The sequence below is a fragment of the Aeromicrobium terrae genome, assembly GCF_008039565.1.
Taxonomy (GTDB): domain Bacteria; phylum Actinomycetota; class Actinomycetes; order Propionibacteriales; family Nocardioidaceae; genus Aeromicrobium; species Aeromicrobium terrae.
The window spans coordinates 1-16,447 of record NZ_VDUX01000009.1; the positions used below are offsets into that span (position 1 = coordinate 1).

General features: G+C 71.0%; 16 protein-coding genes. 6 read left to right on the plus strand and 10 right to left on the minus strand.

Annotated features, from left to right (window positions below; genetic code table 11):
* Positions 1-135: 135 nt before the first annotated feature.
* Positions 136-1,626 carry an adenylate/guanylate cyclase domain-containing protein gene (locus tag FHP06_RS15135; protein ID WP_147687649.1) on the minus strand — a complete coding sequence of 497 codons (1,491 nt, stop codon included), beginning with the start codon at positions 1,624-1,626 and terminating at the stop codon, positions 136-138.
* Between the two features lie 81 nt (positions 1,627-1,707).
* On the opposite strand from FHP06_RS15135, the gene FHP06_RS15140 reads away from it, so the two are divergent.
* On the plus strand, positions 1,708-3,270 hold the full coding sequence (locus FHP06_RS15140) for a long-chain-fatty-acid--CoA ligase (RefSeq protein ID WP_147687650.1): 1,563 nt from the start codon (positions 1,708-1,710) through the stop codon (positions 3,268-3,270).
* A gap of 73 nt (positions 3,271-3,343) precedes the next feature.
* Here FHP06_RS15140 and FHP06_RS15145 read toward each other — a convergent pair whose 3' ends face one another.
* Positions 3,344-4,462: a hypothetical protein gene (locus FHP06_RS15145; protein WP_147687651.1), complete on the minus strand. Its 1,119-nt coding sequence runs from the start codon at positions 4,460-4,462 to the stop codon at positions 3,344-3,346.
* A 95-nt stretch (positions 4,463-4,557) separates the two neighbouring features.
* Here FHP06_RS15145 and FHP06_RS15150 point away from each other — a divergent pair, with 95 nt between their 5' ends.
* Entirely contained in the window at positions 4,558-5,880 is a 1,323-nt protein-coding gene (locus FHP06_RS15150; RefSeq protein ID WP_187271965.1) for a glycoside hydrolase domain-containing protein, read from the plus strand.
* Positions 5,877-6,545, plus strand: a complete 669-nt coding sequence (locus tag FHP06_RS16065; RefSeq protein WP_187271966.1) for a glycerophosphodiester phosphodiesterase — start codon at positions 5,877-5,879, stop codon at positions 6,543-6,545. Before FHP06_RS15150 ends, FHP06_RS16065 begins: the two co-directional genes overlap by 4 nt.
* Here the strand turns inward: FHP06_RS16065 and FHP06_RS15160 are convergent.
* From FHP06_RS15160 to FHP06_RS15190, 8 genes are all read right to left on the minus strand, one after another.
* A complete protein-coding gene (locus FHP06_RS15160) occupies positions 6,532-6,885 on the minus strand; it encodes a sterol carrier family protein (RefSeq protein WP_147687654.1) in 354 nt (117 codons plus the stop codon). The genes FHP06_RS16065 and FHP06_RS15160 overlap by 14 nt on opposite strands.
* Before the next feature lie 91 nt (positions 6,886-6,976).
* Positions 6,977-9,259 (minus strand): phosphoribosylformylglycinamidine synthase subunit PurL, encoded by a 2,283-nt coding sequence (purL, locus tag FHP06_RS15165; protein WP_147687655.1) that lies wholly within the window; start codon positions 9,257-9,259, stop codon positions 6,977-6,979.
* A 9-nt stretch (positions 9,260-9,268) separates the two neighbouring features.
* On the minus strand, positions 9,269-9,895 hold the full coding sequence (locus tag FHP06_RS15170) for a hypothetical protein (protein WP_147687656.1): 627 nt from the start codon (positions 9,893-9,895) through the stop codon (positions 9,269-9,271).
* A gap of 19 nt (positions 9,896-9,914) precedes the next feature.
* The gene (locus tag FHP06_RS15175; RefSeq protein WP_147687657.1) at positions 9,915-11,003 is read right to left on the minus strand and encodes an NADH:flavin oxidoreductase/NADH oxidase; all 1,089 of its coding nucleotides are present in this window, start codon (positions 11,001-11,003) and stop codon (positions 9,915-9,917) included.
* 37 nt (positions 11,004-11,040) lie between these two features.
* A complete protein-coding gene (locus FHP06_RS16070; protein WP_187271967.1) occupies positions 11,041-11,193 on the minus strand; it encodes a hypothetical protein in 153 nt (50 codons plus the stop codon).
* Positions 11,186-12,379 carry an NAD(P)/FAD-dependent oxidoreductase gene (locus FHP06_RS15180; protein ID WP_147687658.1) on the minus strand — a complete coding sequence of 398 codons (1,194 nt, stop codon included), beginning with the start codon at positions 12,377-12,379 and terminating at the stop codon, positions 11,186-11,188. Before FHP06_RS15180 ends, FHP06_RS16070 begins: the two co-directional genes overlap by 8 nt.
* A gap of 13 nt (positions 12,380-12,392) precedes the next feature.
* A complete protein-coding gene (gene folE, locus FHP06_RS15185) occupies positions 12,393-12,977 on the minus strand; it encodes a GTP cyclohydrolase I FolE (RefSeq protein WP_147687659.1) in 585 nt (194 codons plus the stop codon).
* Positions 12,977-13,384, minus strand: a complete 408-nt coding sequence (locus FHP06_RS15190; protein WP_147687660.1) for a hypothetical protein — start codon at positions 13,382-13,384, stop codon at positions 12,977-12,979. Before FHP06_RS15190 ends, folE begins: the two co-directional genes overlap by 1 nt.
* An 80-nt stretch (positions 13,385-13,464) precedes the next feature.
* Here FHP06_RS15190 and FHP06_RS15195 point away from each other — a divergent pair, with 80 nt between their 5' ends.
* The 3 genes from FHP06_RS15195 to FHP06_RS15205 are packed head-to-tail and all read left to right on the plus strand — an operon-like array spanning position 13,465 to position 16,382.
* Positions 13,465-14,154 (plus strand): helix-turn-helix transcriptional regulator, encoded by a 690-nt coding sequence (locus FHP06_RS15195; RefSeq protein ID WP_147687661.1) that lies wholly within the window; start codon positions 13,465-13,467, stop codon positions 14,152-14,154.
* 31 nt (positions 14,155-14,185) lie between these two features.
* Complete coding sequence (locus FHP06_RS15200) at positions 14,186-15,469, plus strand: hypothetical protein (RefSeq protein WP_230973541.1); 1,284 nt, start codon at positions 14,186-14,188, stop codon at positions 15,467-15,469.
* Entirely contained in the window at positions 15,462-16,382 is a 921-nt protein-coding gene (locus FHP06_RS15205; protein ID WP_222706507.1) for an Abi-alpha family protein, read from the plus strand. The genes FHP06_RS15200 and FHP06_RS15205 overlap by 8 nt, the downstream gene beginning before the upstream one ends.
* Positions 16,383-16,447 lie beyond the last annotated feature (65 nt).

Here is a 16,447-nt window from a genome sequence, read left to right on the forward strand (position 1 = left end):
CGAGCGGAGTCAAAGGGGCATTAGCGTGAGTCACGAGGACCTCCGGATCGAAGTTGGTGTCGTAACCCCTTCGATATCGGAGGTCCTCGCCTCACGTCACGCGATCACAACGTCCGGAGGAACTACAGCTAGCTGTTAGCCGTTGATGCGGGCGCGGCGGCGCTCGGCGGCGTGGACGACGCGCAGGGCGGTGCGGGCCAGGCCAGGGGCACGACGCGCCGTCGTCAGCGCGACCTTGTCGATCGGGGTCTTCATCGACTCCTCCGACGGGAGGGAGCCGGACTGGTCCCGGACATGCTTGACCGCGAAGAGCTCCCACCGGCCGGGGACGCCCTTCAGCTCGTGCAGCCCGCGGCTCTCGAACGTCATGCCCGAGCCGACGACGAGGTCGTGGACGGTCTGCGACACCATCACCCCGCCCGGGTCGGCCGCCGCGCCGACGCGGGCACCGATGTGCACCGCCATGCCGGCGACGTTCAGGCCGTCGCGCTCCAGCTCGCCGGTGTGCACCCCGCACCGGACCTCGATGCCGATCTCCCGGGCGTCCGCGAGGACGATCTCCGCGCACCGCAGGGCCTTGCTGGGTCCGTCGAACACGCTCATCGTGCCGTCGCCGGCGACGGTGGCGAGCCGTCCGCCGGTGTTCTCGACCGCGAGCCGCACGAGTCGCTCGTGGTCGGCCCGCATCTCGCGGTACTTCGTGTCGCCGACCCTGGCGAGCAGCTCCGTCGAGGAGGCGACGTCGGTGAACAGCACGGTGCCGAGGAACCGGTCGAGGTCCGCGCGGTGGTGCGAGCCGGTGGCGACCTCCTCGATGTGCTGGGCCACGCGCATCCAGGCCTGACCGATCGACGCGCCCGGCGGCGTGGGGTCGAGCTCGTAGAAGACGCCGTCGGGCATCAGCTCGGCGGCGTGCTTGCAGGCGGCCTCGGGCATGACGCCGGACGGCAGGTGGAGCACCCGGGCGGGGACCTGGACCGACTTGAGCACGTCGCGCACGTCGATCTCGAGGAGCCAGTCGAAGTACGCCTGCGCCGCGGCGGGCGTCGCCGAGCAGCGCTCGAGCAGACCCATGAGCCGGCGGTTGAACGAGGTGGCCAGCTCGGAGTCCCAGACGCCGATGATGTCGCCCGAGCCCCAGTTCGCGAACGCCTGCCGGTACCCGTTCACGAGCGTCGCGGCCTCGGCCTCGGTCCAGCCCTCCAGCTCGCTGCTGGACCGGGGACCTTGGAACATCGGGTTGTAGAAGACGAGGCCGTTCACGCGCTCGGGAGCCTTCGCGGCGAGCAGGGCCAGCGGGGCGGCGGTGCCGAGGAGGCCGACCAGGGTGGCGCGACGCATGCCGATGGCGTCCATGATCGCGAGCACGTCGTCGGCCTGCTGCTCGACGGTGGGCGCGTACGTCACCCGGTCGGACAGGCCGAAGCCGCGCCGCTGCAGGTGGACCGTGCGCGAGTACGCCGCGCTGCGCTCGAAGATGCGGTGGATGTCCGGATCCGTCCAGCAGAGATCGAGGTGCATCCCGATCTCGAGAAACACCACCACGTCGACCGGCCCATTGCCCAAGACCTGATAGGCCAGCGCCGCACCATCCCGATCGAGATAGTGCGTAGGCACCGGATCCATGGTCGGGATTCTAGGGGCGTAGAGCCCATCAGCAGAGTGATTTTCGCTACTGTGACACCTCAACTGTCATCGAGGAGCGACATGACCGAGACGCCGGACGCGACCTTCCTGACCGACTACCACGCCTATCGCGCGGAGCACGAGCCCGACGGCACCTGCTGGATCTTCGGAGACCGCACCTGGACCTGGCTCGAGGCGTGGGAGGACATCCAGCGCTTCGCCGGGGGCCTGAAGGGCGAGGGCATCGGCCGCGGCGACCACGTCGCGTTCCTCGACAAGAACAACCCGGCCATCCTGGTCGCCAACCAGGCGGTGAGCCTGCTCGGCGCGGCGAACGCCGTCGTCAACTGGCGGCTGGCCGGCGACGAGCTCGACTACGTCATCAACGACTCCGGCGCCCGCGTGCTGTTCGTCGGGCACGAGCTGATGCCGTCGATCGAGCTGGTCCGCGAGAAGCTCACCACGGTCGAGAAGATCGTCGTGGTCGGTGGCGAGGGCGACGAGCTCGAGCCCTGGCTCGCGGCGGCCGAGCCCGTCGACCGTCAGCCCGACGTCGACCCGCACGACCCGTGCCTCGTCATGTACAGCTCCGGCACCACGGGCCGCCCCAAGGGCGTGGTGCTGACGCAGCACAACATGGTCACCCACACCAAGAACGCGATGGGCGACATCGAGTACAGCGACGGCGACATGATGCTGATCGCCATGCCGATGTTCCACGTCGGCGGCTCGTCGTACGCGCTCTTCGGTCCCGCCACCGGCACGGCCGGCTACGTCATCAGCGAGGTCACGCCCGAGCTGCTCGCCGGCGCGATGATCGCGGGTGTCACGCACGCCTTCCTGGTGCCCGCCGTCGTCGCTGCCCTGCTGCAGGCCGGCCCGGACGCGATGGGGCTGTTCAGCCGGCTCAAGGCGTTCTCCTACGGCGCCGCCCCGATGCCGCTGCCGGTCCTGCGCGGCGCGCTCGAGGGCTGGCCCACCACCAAGTTCATGCAGGTCTACGGCATGACCGAGTTCGGCGGCGTCGTGACGATCCTCGACGACGACGCGCATCGCGACACCAGCCATCCCGAGCGGCTCGTCTCCGCCGGCCGCACCATCGCCGGCGTCGAGATGCGCGTCGTGGACCCGGCCACCCTGGAGGACGTCCCGACCGGCACGTCGGGCGAGCTGTGGTTCCGCACCGAGCAGTCCACCCCCGGCTACCTGGGCCGGCCCGAGGACACCGCCGAGCTGCTCACCGACGACGGGTGGGTGCGCACCGGCGACATCGGCCGCGTCGACGACGAGGGCTTCGTCTTCGTCGAGGACCGCGTGAAGGACATGATCATCACCGGCGGCGAGAACGTGTACTCCCCCGAGGTCGAGCGCGTCCTGGCCGAGCACCCCGCCGTCATGGAGCTCGCCGTCATCGGCGTGCCGGACGACCAGTGGGGCGAGTCCGTGAAGGCCGTCGTCGCGTTCCACCCCGGCCAGTCCGTCGAGCCCGACGAGCTCATCGCGTTCGCCCGGGAGCGGCTGGCCGGCTACAAGGCGCCGAAGTCGGTCGACGTCGTGGAAGCCCTGCCGCGGAACCCGTCCGGCAAGATCCTCAAGCGCGACCTGCGCAAGCCGTACTGGTCAGACCGCGACCGCCAGGTGTAGACGCGACCCCGATCCTCCAGGGGTGTGAACCGGGGTCGCGCGATGCCATCATGCCCGGAATTCCCGGGAATGCCTAGGGAGAGCAGCGCTGGTAGTAGACCGGTTCGGGTGCACCGCAGACCGTGGCCCCCTGCACGACCCACGTCGCGACGGCGTCTGCCAGGACGCTCGTGGCAGTTGCAAGGACCGGGGCGTTCCCGACGATGCACCCGAAGCCGCCGGTGAGCTCGACGTCGGCGGACTCCAGCCCACTCACCGTCGGCGGGGAGCTGACGACGGTCGGACCGTTCGGCCGGTCCGGCGCGACGGTGTCCGCGTAGGTGAGCCGCACGTCCGGATCGTTCCCCCGCGTGCTGTCTACGACGAGTCCGCACGTCCCGACCACGGGCATCGTCACCGGAATCGGGTCGTTCGTGGAGACACGGACGCGCTGCGTCACGGCGAAGGTCTTGTCGGCGGCGTTCGGGATCGCCTCCGCCCGCGGTCGATCGCCTGCATGCTCCGTCGAGTCGACGCGAAGGGTCACGTGGTCCTCGTCCGGCACGCCGGTCGTGCACTCGACGGGCGGCGAAGCGTCACAGTCCGGCAGGACAGCGACATCGGACACGGGGCGATCCGGGACCAGCAGAGTGAGGTATTGGGCCGCGACGTTGGTCAGGGGTACCGCCGTCGGCGGGTCGACGGTGGCCTCGCACCCGTCAGCATGGTCGTCGTTGGCGTCACGCCAGCCGTCGTCGCAGATGTACGTGAGGGTCCGGGTCGCCTCGTCGCAGATCACCTCCTCGTGCAGGTAGACGTCGTCGGGCGGGGTGTGCGTGGCGCACCACGTCGAGTGCGTCCCGCACGTCATCGAGATGGCGTCGTCAGCACCGACCACGACGGCCACCGTGCCGGTGCTGCCGTCGGCCCGCGTGCAGGTCGACCCGTCGAGTGCGTCGATCGACGCCGGGCCGGGCGCGCCGGTCGCACCGTCGTCGCCCTTCGGCCCCGTCGGGCCGGTCTGGTTCCAGCTGACCGGGTTCTCGGACCGACGACACGCCTTGTCCGGAGCGACGACGCGCAGAGCGCCGGAGTACTTGTTGACGCATCCGTGGAAGGTCCCGCCGGAGTCGGGACCGGTGGTGGCCGTGGCGTAGCCGACGGTTCCGAAGACCACCGCCGACAGCGCGGCAGCAACGAGACTGTTGCGCATCGCAACCTCCTGGGTCGCGCCGATCGTAGGACCACGCAACCAACGACGTCAGCGGAATGCGGAACATCGGCCCCTCTCGGCTTTACGCTTCTGGGATGCGCCTGGTGCCTTCCCCCACCGCGCGGATGACGGTCGCCGGCATGCTGGCCGCCCTCGCCGCCTCCGTCCTGCCTGCCTCCACCGCCCACGCGGCGGAGCCTCAAGCCCCCGGGAGCTTCACCGGGTACGGCTTCGACACGTGCGTCGCGCCGAGCCAGACGGTCATGGACCGCTGGAACCTGAGCTCCCAGTACTCGGCCATCGGCATCTACATCTCCGGCAACTCGCGGTATTGCGGCGACGCCTACCAGCCGAACCTCAGCCCCGCGTGGGTCGCCGACAACGCGGCCATCGGCTGGCGGTTCGTCCCGATCCACGTCGGCTACCAGGCGCCCTGCTTCAAGAACAACCCGGACAGCCGCGTGCAGAAGAAGCGCATGTCGCGCACCACGTCGACGGCACGCAGCCAGGCCACGAGCGACGCGAACGAGGCCGTCGCCGCCCTGAAGAAGTACGGGTTCCCGGCGGGGAGCTTCACGTATCTGGACATCGAGTACTACTCGCGATCCGACACCTCGTGCGACGCCGCCGTCCGCCAGTTCGTGGACGCGTTCGACGAGCGCGTCCACGCGCTCGGGTTCAGGACCGGCCTGTACTCCAGCGGCTCGGCCGCCATCGCGAGCATCAACGCGATCCGCACGGCGTCCTGGCTCGACAAGCCCGACCACATGTGGATCGCCTGGACCAACCGGATCGCCGACACCGACGGTGGGCCGTACCTGGCCGACTCGGCGTGGAACCACCACGAGCGGATCCACCAGTACCACAACGGCGTCAACGAGACGTACGGCGGAAAGACGCTCAACATCGACAAGGACTTCCTCGACGTCGGCAAGGGCTCGGTGCGTCCGGCCGAGCAACAGCCGTGCGGTCACCCGATGACCTACCAGACCTGGCCCGGCCTGACGCTCGGCTCCCGGGCGGACCAGGTGTGGGTCCTCGAGTGCCGGCTCAAGGCGGTCGGCCAGCTGCAGACCGTCGACGGCTACCTCAGCACCGGCACCATCGCCGCGATCAACCGCTTCCGCGCCTCGCTCGGCTGGTCGCAGAACAGCCGCACCAGCCGCGAGTTCTGGACCGCGCTGCTCTCGGCCGGGAGCCAGCCGCGCGTCCTGAAGTACGGGGACGTCGGCGAGGACGTCTACCGCCTGCAGCGCGCCCTGCGCGCCGCCGGCGAGGACATCACCTCGTACGGCAAGTTCAACGCCCAGACCGCCGCGGCCGTCCGCCGCTACCGCCTGGCGCGAGACCTCGCCGGGTACCGCACGGCCACCGCCGGCACCTGGGTCAACCTCCAGAAGGGCAAGCTGACCAAGTGACCGTCCTCGTCTCTGCGCACCGCGGCGGTGCCGGGGACGACGGCGTCCAGAACTCGCTGGAGGCGGTCGAGGCGGCGATCGACCTCGGCTGCGACTTCGTGGAGGTCGACCTGCGCCGGGACCGGCACGGCCGGCTGGTCGTCTCGCACGACGCCCCGGGCGACGACTCCGCCCCGTTCGACGCGGTGCTCGACCTCGTCGCCGGGCGGGCCGGCCTGCACCTCGACCTGAAGATCACCGAGGGTGCGCTCGAAGTCGTCGACGACGTGGTGGACCGGATCGGCACGGGCCACCTGGTGGTGACGTCGGCCGACGACGGGCTCGTCCGCGCGCTGAGGACGCGTGCCGAGGAGCGCGGGTCCGGGCTGCTCGTCGGGCTCTCGACCAGCCGGCGCTCGGCCCGCGGCCGGATCGATCGCTGGTGGACGCACGTGGTGTCGTGGTTCCCGCGCACGCGGATGCGGCTGAGCCACGCCAACGTCGTGGCCTCGCACCACGTGCTGGCGCGGCACTGGCTGCGCAGCTGGGCGCGGCACCGCCAGCTGCCGCTGCTGGTCTGGACCGTGGACGACCCGGTCGCCCTCGACTTCTGGATGAACGACCCGGACACCTGGGTGGTGACCACCAACCACCCTGCCCGGGCGCTGGCGGCTAGACGGTCGTGAGCGGCAGGAGCGCGGAGAGGTCGGACCGCTCTCCTGACGCCTGGACCCGGGCGTCGGCCCAGGCGAGGCGACCTCGCGCAAGGGCGATCCAGGTCTCGGCGTCCATCTCGACGACGGCCGGCGGCGTGCCACGCGTGTGGCGCTGACCCTCGATCACCTGCACCGCGGCGAACGGCGGGACGCGCACCTCGACGCTCGCGCCCGGCGCCTTCTGCTGCAGCAGCGCGAGCAGGTGCTTCGTCGCGGCCTTGAGGTCGTCGCGCGTGGCGTCGCCGGCGTCGATGCGAGAGCAGACGTCGGCGAACTCGGCGTCGTCGAGGGCTGTCAGCCGCCGTGCCATGACCGCCCCCCTTCCCGCTGAGAGTGACGTTTTCGCCCTGTTTTCGTCGAAACATGGGCGAAAACGTCACGCTCAGCGGGGACTGGGGGCATCAGCTGAGCATGGGGCCGAGGACGGCGGGGAGGGTGGCCGACCACGCGGCCCGCACCTCGCTGATCGGGACGCTGAAGGAGCCGACGACCTCGACGGCGTCGCCGCCCGTGCGTCCGATGGAGGAGAGCGCCAGGCCGTGGTCTGCCGCGAGCGTGACGAGCTCCTCGTGGTGCTCCTCCGCGACCGCGACGATCGCCCGGGCCGACGACTCGCTGAACAGGTCGACGAACGGGTCGTCGAGCTCGACGCGGACACCGACGTCGTGGCGGAGCGACGCCTCGACGAGCGCCATGGCGAGTCCACCGTCGGAGAGGTCGTGGGCGGCGGTCAGCAGCCCGCGGCGACCGGCCTCCTGCAGCACGGCGGCCAGCGCTTGCTCGGCCTCGAGGTCGACGGCCGGTGGGAGCCCGCCGAGGTGGTCGTGGACGACGTCGGCCCACGTGGAGCCGCTGAGCTCCTCGCGCGTCTCCCCGAGGAGGAGGACGTGGTCGCCCTCGCGAGCGAAGCCCTGTGTGACGCGGCGGCGGACGTCTTCGATCACGCCGAGCACGCCGACGACCGGCGTCGGGAGGATCGCGGTCTCGCCGGTCTGGTTGTAGAACGACACGTTGCCGCCGGTGACCGGGATGCCGAGCACCGCGCACGCGTCCTTGAGCCCGTGGGTGGCCTGCTCGAACTGCCACATCACGGCCGGGTCCTCCGGCGAGCCGAAGTTCAGGCAGTCGGTGACCGCGAGCGGCAGCGCTCCGGTGACGGCGACGTTGCGGAACGCCTCCGCGAGCGCGAGCTGCGCGCCGGCGTACGGGTCGAGCTGGGCGAACCGGCCGTTGCAGTCGGTGGAGACGGCGACGCCGAGGTGGCTCTCCTCGTCGACGCGCACGACGCCGGCGTCCTCGGGCTGCGCGAGCACGGTGTTGCCCTGGACGTAGCGGTCGTACTGGTCGGTGACCCAGGACTTGTCGGCGAGGTTCGGCGACCCGACCAGCCGGAGCAGGGTCTCGCGGAGCTCGTCGCCGGTGGTGGGCCGCGGGAGCCTCTCGGCACCGTCCGCCTGCAGCGCGTCCTGCGACGCGGGCCGGGCGAAGGGACGCTCGTAGACCGGGCCGTCGTGCGCGACCGACCGCGGCGGCACGTCGACGACGGTGCGGCCGTGCCAGTCGATGACCAGGCGGTCGCCGTCGGTGACCTCACCGATGGTGACGGCCTCGACGTCCCACTTCTCGCAGATCGCCATGAACGCGTCGAGGTGCTGCGGCTCGACGACCGCCATCATGCGCTCCTGGCTCTCGCTCATGAGGATCTCCTCCGGCGAGAGCGACGAGTCGCGCAGGGGAACCGTGTCGAGCTCGACGCGCATGCCGCCGTCGCCGGCGGAGGCGAGCTCGCTGGTGGCGCAGGAGAGGCCGGCACCGCCGAGGTCCTGGATGCCGTTGACGACGCCCGCCGCGAACAGCTCGAGGGTGCACTCGATCAGCAGCTTCTCCATGAACGGGTCGCCGACCTGGACGCTCGGGCGCTTGGTGGGCCCGCCCTCGGAGAACGTCTCCGACGCGAGCACGCTGACGCCGCCGATGCCGTCGCCGCCGGTGCGCGCACCGTAGAGGACGACCTTGTTGCCGACGCCGGACGCGAACGCGAGGTGGAGGTCCTCGTGGCGCAGCACGCCGACGCACAGCGCGTTGACCAGCGGGTTGCCGAGGTACGTGGGGTCGAAGACCACCTCGCCACCGATGTTGGGCAGGCCGAGGCAGTTCCCGTAGCCGCCGACGCCCGCGACGATGCCGGGCAGGACGCGGCGGGTGTCGTCGGCGGTGAGCGGTCCGAACCGGAGCGGGTCCATCACGGCGACCGGGCGGGCGCCCATGGCGAGGATGTCGCGGACGATGCCGCCGACGCCCGTGGCCGCGCCCTGGTACGGCTCGACGTAGCTGGGGTGGTTGTGCGACTCCACCTTGAACGTGACCGCATAGCCCTGGCCGATGTCGATGACGCCGGCGTTCTCGCCGATGCCGGCGAGCGTCTTGCCGAGCGGCGTCTCCTGGGGCAGCTCGCCGAACTTCTTGAGGTGCACCTTGCTCGACTTGTAGGAGCAGTGCTCGCTCCACATGACGGAGTACATGGCCAGCTCGGCGCTCGTGGGGCGGCGGCCGAGGATCTCGCGGATGCGCTCGTACTCGTCGGACTTCAGCCCGAGCTCGGCCCAGGGCTGCTCACGATCGGGCGTCTCGCTGGCGTGCTCGACGGTGTCGAGAACAGCTGAATCGGCGGGGGCGTCCGTCACGCGCACAGCCTATCCGGCGTCGGCGATGTCCTCGGCCGGGCGTCCCGGGGCCATGCCGGCCCAGGCGACGTCGATGGACACGCCCACGTCGATCACGCGGGTGGCGACGACGTGCGGCTTCTCCAGCTCGCGGGCGACGTACTTGGCGACGAAGCGGCGCAGCTCGCCGTCGATGTTGGCGACGCGCTTCAGCAACGTGGCGCGCAGGCCCTCGGCCTCGAGGTGGAGGTCCAGCTCGTCGGGGTTGGGCGGCGTGACGTCGACGATGATCCGGAGGTCGTGCGTGGCGTGCGCCGTGACCGTGAGCGGCACCTCGACGGCGGCGTGGAACCGCTCCTTCTCCACCTGCAGGTTGACGGTGAAGTCGAGGTCGACCGGGACCACCAGCTTGTACGAGATCGGGATGCCAGGGATCTCCGTGGCCCTGGCCGCGCCGATCTGGCCCTTGGCCGTGACGCTCGCGATGCGGCCTGGGCCGACGCCCATCGGACCGAAGTCGATCGGCTGGCCGGCGATGCCGTCGACGGCGCCGATGATCCGCTCCGGCGTCACGGCCGCCCGGAAGAACAGGGCGCCGAACTCCTCGTAGGAGCAGCGGATGTCCTCGGACGCGATGTCATCGACCTTCTCGACCATCCCCGAAAGATAGCGTCGGTCAGCGCCAGGCGCCCCGCCGGTACTGGGGCGGGTAGGGCGCCTGACGGGCCGGAACGCCCAGCTCGTGAGCGGCCCGGAGCGGCCACGCCGGCTCGCGCAGCCCGGCGCGGGCGACCATCACCGCGTCCGCGTCGCCGTCCGCGACGACCTCCTCGGCCTGCGCCGGGTCGGTGATCAGGCCGACGGCGGCCGTGGGCAGGTCGCTCTTCAGGCGCACCTCGCGGGCGAACGGCACCTGGTAGCCGGGACCGACGGCGATCTCCTGCTCGGCGATCAGCCCGCCGGAGGAGACGTCGATCAGGTCGACGCCGTGCCCGGCCAGGATCGCGGCGAGCTCGGCGGTCTGCGCGACGTCCCAGCCCTCGGGCCCGTCGGCGGGCGCCCAGTCGGTGGCCGAGAACCTGACGAAGACCGGCTTGCCCTCCGGCCAGACCGCGCGGACCGCGTCGACGACATCGATCACCAGCCGGGTGCGGTTCTCGAACGACCCGCCGTACCGGTCGTCGCGGTCGTTGGTCAGGGGCGAGAGGAACTGGTGGAGCAGGTAGCCGTGGGCCGCGTGGATCTCGACGATGTCGAACCCGGCCTCGTCGGCGCGCACGGCCGCGGCCGCGAAGTGGCCGGGGATCGCGGCCACCTCGTCGGTCTCGAGCCGCCGCGGCGCGGCGAAGCCGGTGTACGGCTGGTCCGTGGCGGAGACGGTGGGCCAGCCACCCTGGTCGAGCGGCACCGAGCCGTCGCCGTCCTTGAACGGCGACCACGTGGACGCCTTCCGGCCGGCGTGCGCGAGCTGGATGGCCGGGACGGCGCCCTGCTCACGGATGAAGCCGACGAACCGGGCCCAGGCAGCGGCCTGCTCGTCGTTCCAGATGCCCGCGTCCTCCGGGCTGATCCGGCCCTCGGGCGTCACGGCGGAGGCCTCGGCCATGACGACGCCGTAGCCGCCCGAGGCGTGCGAGCCGAGGTGCACGAGGTGCCAGTCGTTCGGCATCCCGTCGACGCTGGAGTACTGGCACATCGGCGACAGCCAGACGCGGTTGCGCGCGGTCACGCCGCGCAGGGTCAGGGGTTCGAAGAGAGCAGACATCGCCTGGTGCAACGTTGCACCACGCGCCGATGTTCCGTCAGAGGCCACCCAGCCCGTAGCGGATCAGGAAGTCCCGGTCGGTGTTCCGCCCGCCCTCGGGATCGGGCACCGGACGCACGTCGACCTCGGCCACCGTGTCCTCGAGCCGGACCGGCGCGGGGAGACGGGTGAACCGCTGCTCCTCAGCCATCCGCGACCTCCGTCAAGGCCACGCTCGGGTCCGCGAGCCTCGTGGCGTCCACGGTACGCCCGACCAGCGCGCGGAGGTCGTCGTTGACGTCCCACACGTTGACGTTCATGCCGGCGGTCACGCGGATCCCGTCAAGCCAGAACGCGATGAACTCGCCGGAGTCGAGGTCGCCGCGGATCACGACGTCGTCCGATGCCTTCCCGCGGCCGACGTACTCCATGCCGAGGTCGTACTGGTCGGTGAAGAAGTACGGCTGCCAGTCGTAGGCGACGTCCTGGCCCAGGAGCACCGCCGCCACGGCCTTGCCCTGACGGATCGCGTTGTCCCAGTGCTCCACCCGCAGGGGTCCGAGGTCGGTGTGTCGCGCGGCGGCGACGTCACCGATGGCAAGGATGTCCGGGAGGCTGGCGGTGAAGTGCTGGTCGACGACGACGCCGCCGTCGACCTCCAGGCCCGCGGCCTCGGCGAGCTCGGTGTTGGGGACCGCGCCGACCCCCATGACCACGAGGTCGGCGCGGATCTCCTCACCACCCGCGGTCACGCCGGTCTCGCTGATCGACTCGACGCCGGTCGAGGTCCGCAGGTCGACGCCGTGCTTGCGGTGCAGGTCCGCGAAGTACGAGCCGAGCTTCTCCCCCAGCACGGTCGCGAGGGGCACCGGTGCGACCTCGAGGACCGTGACGTCGAGCGCGGCCTCCCGGGCGGCGGCGGCGACCTCGAGGCCGATCCAGCCGGCGCCGATCACCACCAGCGACGACGCGGACGCGAACGCTCCGAGCAGGGCCTCGCTGTCCTCGACCCGGCGCAGCGTGAGGGCACGCGCCGCGCCGGGCACGTCGAGGACGCGGGGGCGGGCGCCCGTGGCGAGCACGAGCTTCCCGTAGTCGAGGACTGTGCCGTCGTCGAGCACCACCTGGTGCGCCGCGGGGTCGAGCTTCTCCGCGCGGCGGCCGGTCAGCAGGGTGACGTCGTGCTCGTCGTACCACTCGCGCGGATGCACCAGAGCGTCGTCGCGGCTGCCCTTGCCGAGCAGGATGTCCTTCGACAGCGGCGGTCGCTCGTACGGGGGATGCGGCTCCTCGCCGACGATCGTGACAGCTCCGTCGTAGCCGCCGTCGCGCAGGGCGGTGGCGGCCTTCGCGGCGGCCAGTCCGGCTCCGACGATGACGACATCAGGCTGACTCATGGTGCCTCCACTCTCACTGAAGGGCGTCGAGGAACTCGGCGCGAGTGTGCGGACGGTCGCGCACGAGGCCGCGCACCGCGGAGGTCCGCGTCGTGGTGCCGGCGGCCTGGACGCCGCGCAGCGTCATGCACAGGTGCTCGGCCTCGATCACGACGCCGACGCCGCGCGGTGCGAGACCGGCCACCAGCCAGTCCGCGACCTGCACGGTCAGCCGCTCCTGCACCTGCGGCCGTCGCGCGAACATCTCGACGACGCGGGCGAACTTGGACAGTCCCAGGATCCGGTCGCCCGGCAGGTAGCCGACGTGCGCGACGCCGGTGAAAGGCAGGAAGTGGTGCTCGCACACGGACTGCACGGGGATGTCCTTGACCACGACGAGCTCGTCGTAGCCCTCGTCGTTCGGGAACGACGTCATGTCGAACTCGCGGGCCGACAGCAGCGCCGCGTAGGCCTTCGCCATGCGGCGCGGTGTGTCGATGGTGCCGGGCAGGTCGCTCGGGACGCCCAGCGCCTCCAGGAGTCCGCGTGCGTGAAGGGTCGCGGCATCGAGGTCGACCTCCGGCATCTCGTCAGGGACAGCGACCAGCCCGGCGGTCATCAGGCGGTCACCCGGCGAGCGTGCTGGGCCTGCGCCAGGAGCCCGAGGACGACGGCGGCGACGAACAGGCCGAAGTCGCGCAGCGCGACGTCGTAGTAGTCCTGCAGGGTGAGCAGGTCGATGATGATCCCGGCCAGCCAGGCGGCGACGACGAACGCGCCGATGCGCGGCGCCACGGCGACCAGGAGGCCGGCGACGATCTCGATGACGCCGACGACGTACATCGCCTGGTCGGCGTTGCCGGGGACGATGTCGTTGATCCACGGGGCGAGGTAGTCCGACCAGTCGGTCATGACGTCGGCGAACTTGTCGAGCCCGAACGCGATGGGCGCGATGACGAACACGGTGTGCAGCAGCTGGAACGCCCGGGTCTCGAGGTCCGTGCTGGATGATGTGGTGACGGCCATGATGGCCCTCCTGTCTAAAGTACGATATTTTGGACTCTAGAACTTCCGGTACTGTTACGTCAAGATGATTGGTTTTTAGAGTGAGCAGCTTTCCCGAGCGCGTCGCGGGCATCGGTGCGCTCGCGGACCCGCTGCGGCGCGACCTCTACCTCTTCATCTGCGCCCAGGACCACGCCGTGTCCCGCGACGAGGCCGCCGACGCGGTCGATGTCCCGTTGCACAAGGCGAAGTTCCACCTCGACCGCCTGGCCGCCGACGGTCTGCTCGACGTGGAGTACGCCCGCCTCTCCGGCCGCTCCGGGCCGGGCGCCGGGCGACCGTCGAAGCTCTACCGCCGATCGGCCACGGAGATCTCCGTGTCGCTGCCCGAGCGCGAGTACGAGCTCGCCGGCCGGCTGATGGCCGAGGCGATCGCGGCCTCGTCGCGCGACGGCTCTCCCGTGCTCGACGCCCTGGTCACCGTGGCGTCGGAGCACGGCCGGGTCCTCGGCCGCGCGGCGCGCGAGGACGCCACCGCGGGCGACGCGCTCGGCATCGCCTGCGCCGCCCTCGCCGCGAACGGGTACGAGCCGCGTGCCGAGTCCGGGTCGGTGACCCTCGCGAACTGTCCGTTCCACTCCCTCGCCGAGTCGCACACCGACCTCGTCTGCCGGATGAACCTCGCGCTCGTCGAGGGCGTCGTCGACGGCGTCGGGGCCGACGACGTGGACGCCCAGCTCGACCCGGCGGACGGCCGATGCTGCGTGGTTCTCGCGGAAAGAACCCGCTGATCACGCTGTAACACTGGGATACGCTGCGGCGGTGGACGACATCGACTGGGTGGCCTTCGCGTCGATCCCTGTGTTCACGGGCGTGGTCGGCTGGCTGATCAACTGGACCGGCCTGATCATGCTGTTCAACCCGATCCGCTTCTACGGGTTCCGCATCCCTGGCCTGCGCGAGCTCGCGACGCTGCTGCCGCGCAAGCTCCAGGAGATCCCCGGGATCATGGAGGGCCGCGTCGGCTGGCAGGGCATCGTCCCCGCCCGTGCGGCGAAGATGGGCTCCATCGCGTCGGACAAGGCGATCTCCAAGCTGGGCACGCCCGCGGAGTTCTACCAGCAGCTCGAGCCCGACCAGATCGCCGGCCACATCGTCGCGATGTTCGAGCCGCAGATCCCCGAGGTCGTCGACGGCGTCATGCAGCGCGAGCAGCCCGAGCTGTGGAACAACCTGCCGCCCCGCGTGAAGGTCGCGGTCTACGAGCGGGTCACGCAGCAGCTGCCCAGCATCGTCAAGGGCATCACCGACCAGATCGGCGTCCACATCGACCAGCTGCTCGACCCGAAGCTCATGGTCATCGACCACTTCGAGCGCAACCCGGACCTCGTGGTCCGCATCTTCCGCGACATCGGGAAGAAGGAGCTGCGCCTGATGGTGAACGTGGGGTTCATCTTCGGGTTCCTGCTCGGCATCCCGGTCGCGTTCATCGACCACACGCTGCACCAGTGGTACCTGCTGCCGGTCCTCGGCGTGTTCGTCGGCTGGGTCACCAACCTGCTCGGCATGCAGCTGATCTTCGAACCGGTGGAGCCGCGCAAGATCGGCCCGTTCACGCTGCACGGCCTGTTCCTGCGTCGCCAGCCGGAGGTGGCCGAGGTGTACGCCGGCATCATCGCCGACGACGTCGTCACCCTGGAGAACATCGGCAACACCCTGATGGACGGCCCGCGCGGCGACCGCACCCGGGCGATGCTGGCTACCGCGATGCGTCCGGCGATCGACCGCGCCGCCGGGCCCGCTCGCTCCGCCGCCCGACTCGCCGTGGGCGGCCGCCAGTTCGACTCCATCCGCGACTCGTTCGCCGACGAGGCCGTCGACCGCACGATCACGCCGTTCCGGGACCCGGCGTTCTCCAAGCGCCAGAGCGACAAGATCCGTCGCCTGTTCGCGTCGCGCACGGCCGAGCTGCCGTACCAGGACTTCGTCGAGATGCTCCGCTCGGCCATCAAGGAGGATGAGTGGATGCTCTACGCGCACGGGGCGGTCATGGGACTCGCCGGCGGCTTCCTCCACCTCGCGATCTTCGGGGTGTCAGGTGGTTGAGCCGCAGGAGACGCCGCCCCTGAACGGCACCGAGCCGAACGGGGTGCCGCGCAGCGACGCCGAGGAGCTGCTCGGACTCGTCCGCGTCGCGGCCACCGCGTCGCTGCACACGGCCGAGTTCGCGGTGCAGGCGTACGCGCGCACCGGCTGGCGGCTCGTCGCGGCCGTGACGCCGGCACCCGCTCGCGAGCTGGCGGCGACGGTCGAGCGGACGGCTCGCGAGGTCGGCCAGATCACCGGCGTCACCGGCCGGCTCGAGGAGCTGGCCGCCTCGAACGAGGTGTTCCGGCTCGCGTCGAGCGGCTTGCGCAGCCTGCTCGGCGGTGCGCTGCCCAGCGCGTCACGACCCGCGCTCCCCTCGCTCAAGGAGAGCGGCGCCGACCTGATGCGCCGGTCGCGCGACGTGTGGAACGACGAGGTCTCCCACCCCGCCTACGCGCGCATCCTCAGCGAGCTTGCCCCCGACGAGGGCCGCGTCCTGATGCTGCTGCTGCGCGAGGGCCCGCAGCCGAGCGTCGACGTCCGCACCGGCGGGCCGCTCGGCATGGTCAACTCCCGGTTGATCGCCCCGGGCCTGACGATGATCGGCCCGCGCGCCGGCCTGCGGCACGTCGACCAGGTGCCGGCCTACCTGAACAACCTGTTCCGCCTCGGTCTCGTGTGGTTCTCCCGCGAGACCCTGCGCGACGTCAGCCAGTACCAGGTGGTGGAGGCGCAGCCCGACGTCCTCGACGCCATGCACTCCGTGCGGTACGCCAAGATCGTCCGCCGCTCGATCCACCTCACGCCGTTCGGCGAGGACTTCTGCCGCGCCTGCCTCGTGCTCGACGACATCGAGGACGTCGAGGCGCTCCCCAAGCACGCCCAGCCGAGCGTCGAGGACCACTCGACGCCGCCCACCGTCCTGGAGTGACGTCGCGTCGGCCCTGACGTCGCTTCGGTCGCTGGCGCTCCCTCCCGCGGCTCCGCCGCTGGCGA

Bases quoted from the DNA above. Each gene is read 5' to 3' on its own strand.
- FHP06_RS15150 (WP_187271965.1), top strand. From the start codon at position 4,558: ATGCGCCTGGTGCCTTCCCCCACCGCGCGGATGACGGTCGCCGGCATG.
- FHP06_RS16070 (WP_187271967.1), bottom strand. From the start codon at position 11,193: ATGGCTGAGGAGCAGCGGTTCACCCGTCTCCCCGCGCCGGTCCGGCTC.
- FHP06_RS15140 (WP_147687650.1), top strand. From the start codon at position 1,708: ATGACCGAGACGCCGGACGCGACCTTCCTGACCGACTACCACGCCTAT.
- FHP06_RS15160 (WP_147687654.1), bottom strand. From the start codon at position 6,885: ATGGCACGGCGGCTGACAGCCCTCGACGACGCCGAGTTCGCCGACGTC.
- folE (WP_147687659.1), bottom strand. From the start codon at position 12,977: ATGACCGCCGGGCTGGTCGCTGTCCCTGACGAGATGCCGGAGGTCGAC.
- FHP06_RS15175 (WP_147687657.1), bottom strand. From the start codon at position 11,003: ATGTCTGCTCTCTTCGAACCCCTGACCCTGCGCGGCGTGACCGCGCGC.
- FHP06_RS15190 (WP_147687660.1), bottom strand. From the start codon at position 13,384: ATGGCCGTCACCACATCATCCAGCACGGACCTCGAGACCCGGGCGTTC.
- FHP06_RS15180 (WP_147687658.1), bottom strand. From the start codon at position 12,379: ATGAGTCAGCCTGATGTCGTCATCGTCGGAGCCGGACTGGCCGCCGCG.
- FHP06_RS15145 (WP_147687651.1), bottom strand. From the start codon at position 4,462: ATGCGCAACAGTCTCGTTGCTGCCGCGCTGTCGGCGGTGGTCTTCGGA.
- FHP06_RS15170 (WP_147687656.1), bottom strand. From the start codon at position 9,895: ATGGTCGAGAAGGTCGATGACATCGCGTCCGAGGACATCCGCTGCTCC.
- FHP06_RS15135 (WP_147687649.1), bottom strand. From the start codon at position 1,626: ATGGATCCGGTGCCTACGCACTATCTCGATCGGGATGGTGCGGCGCTG.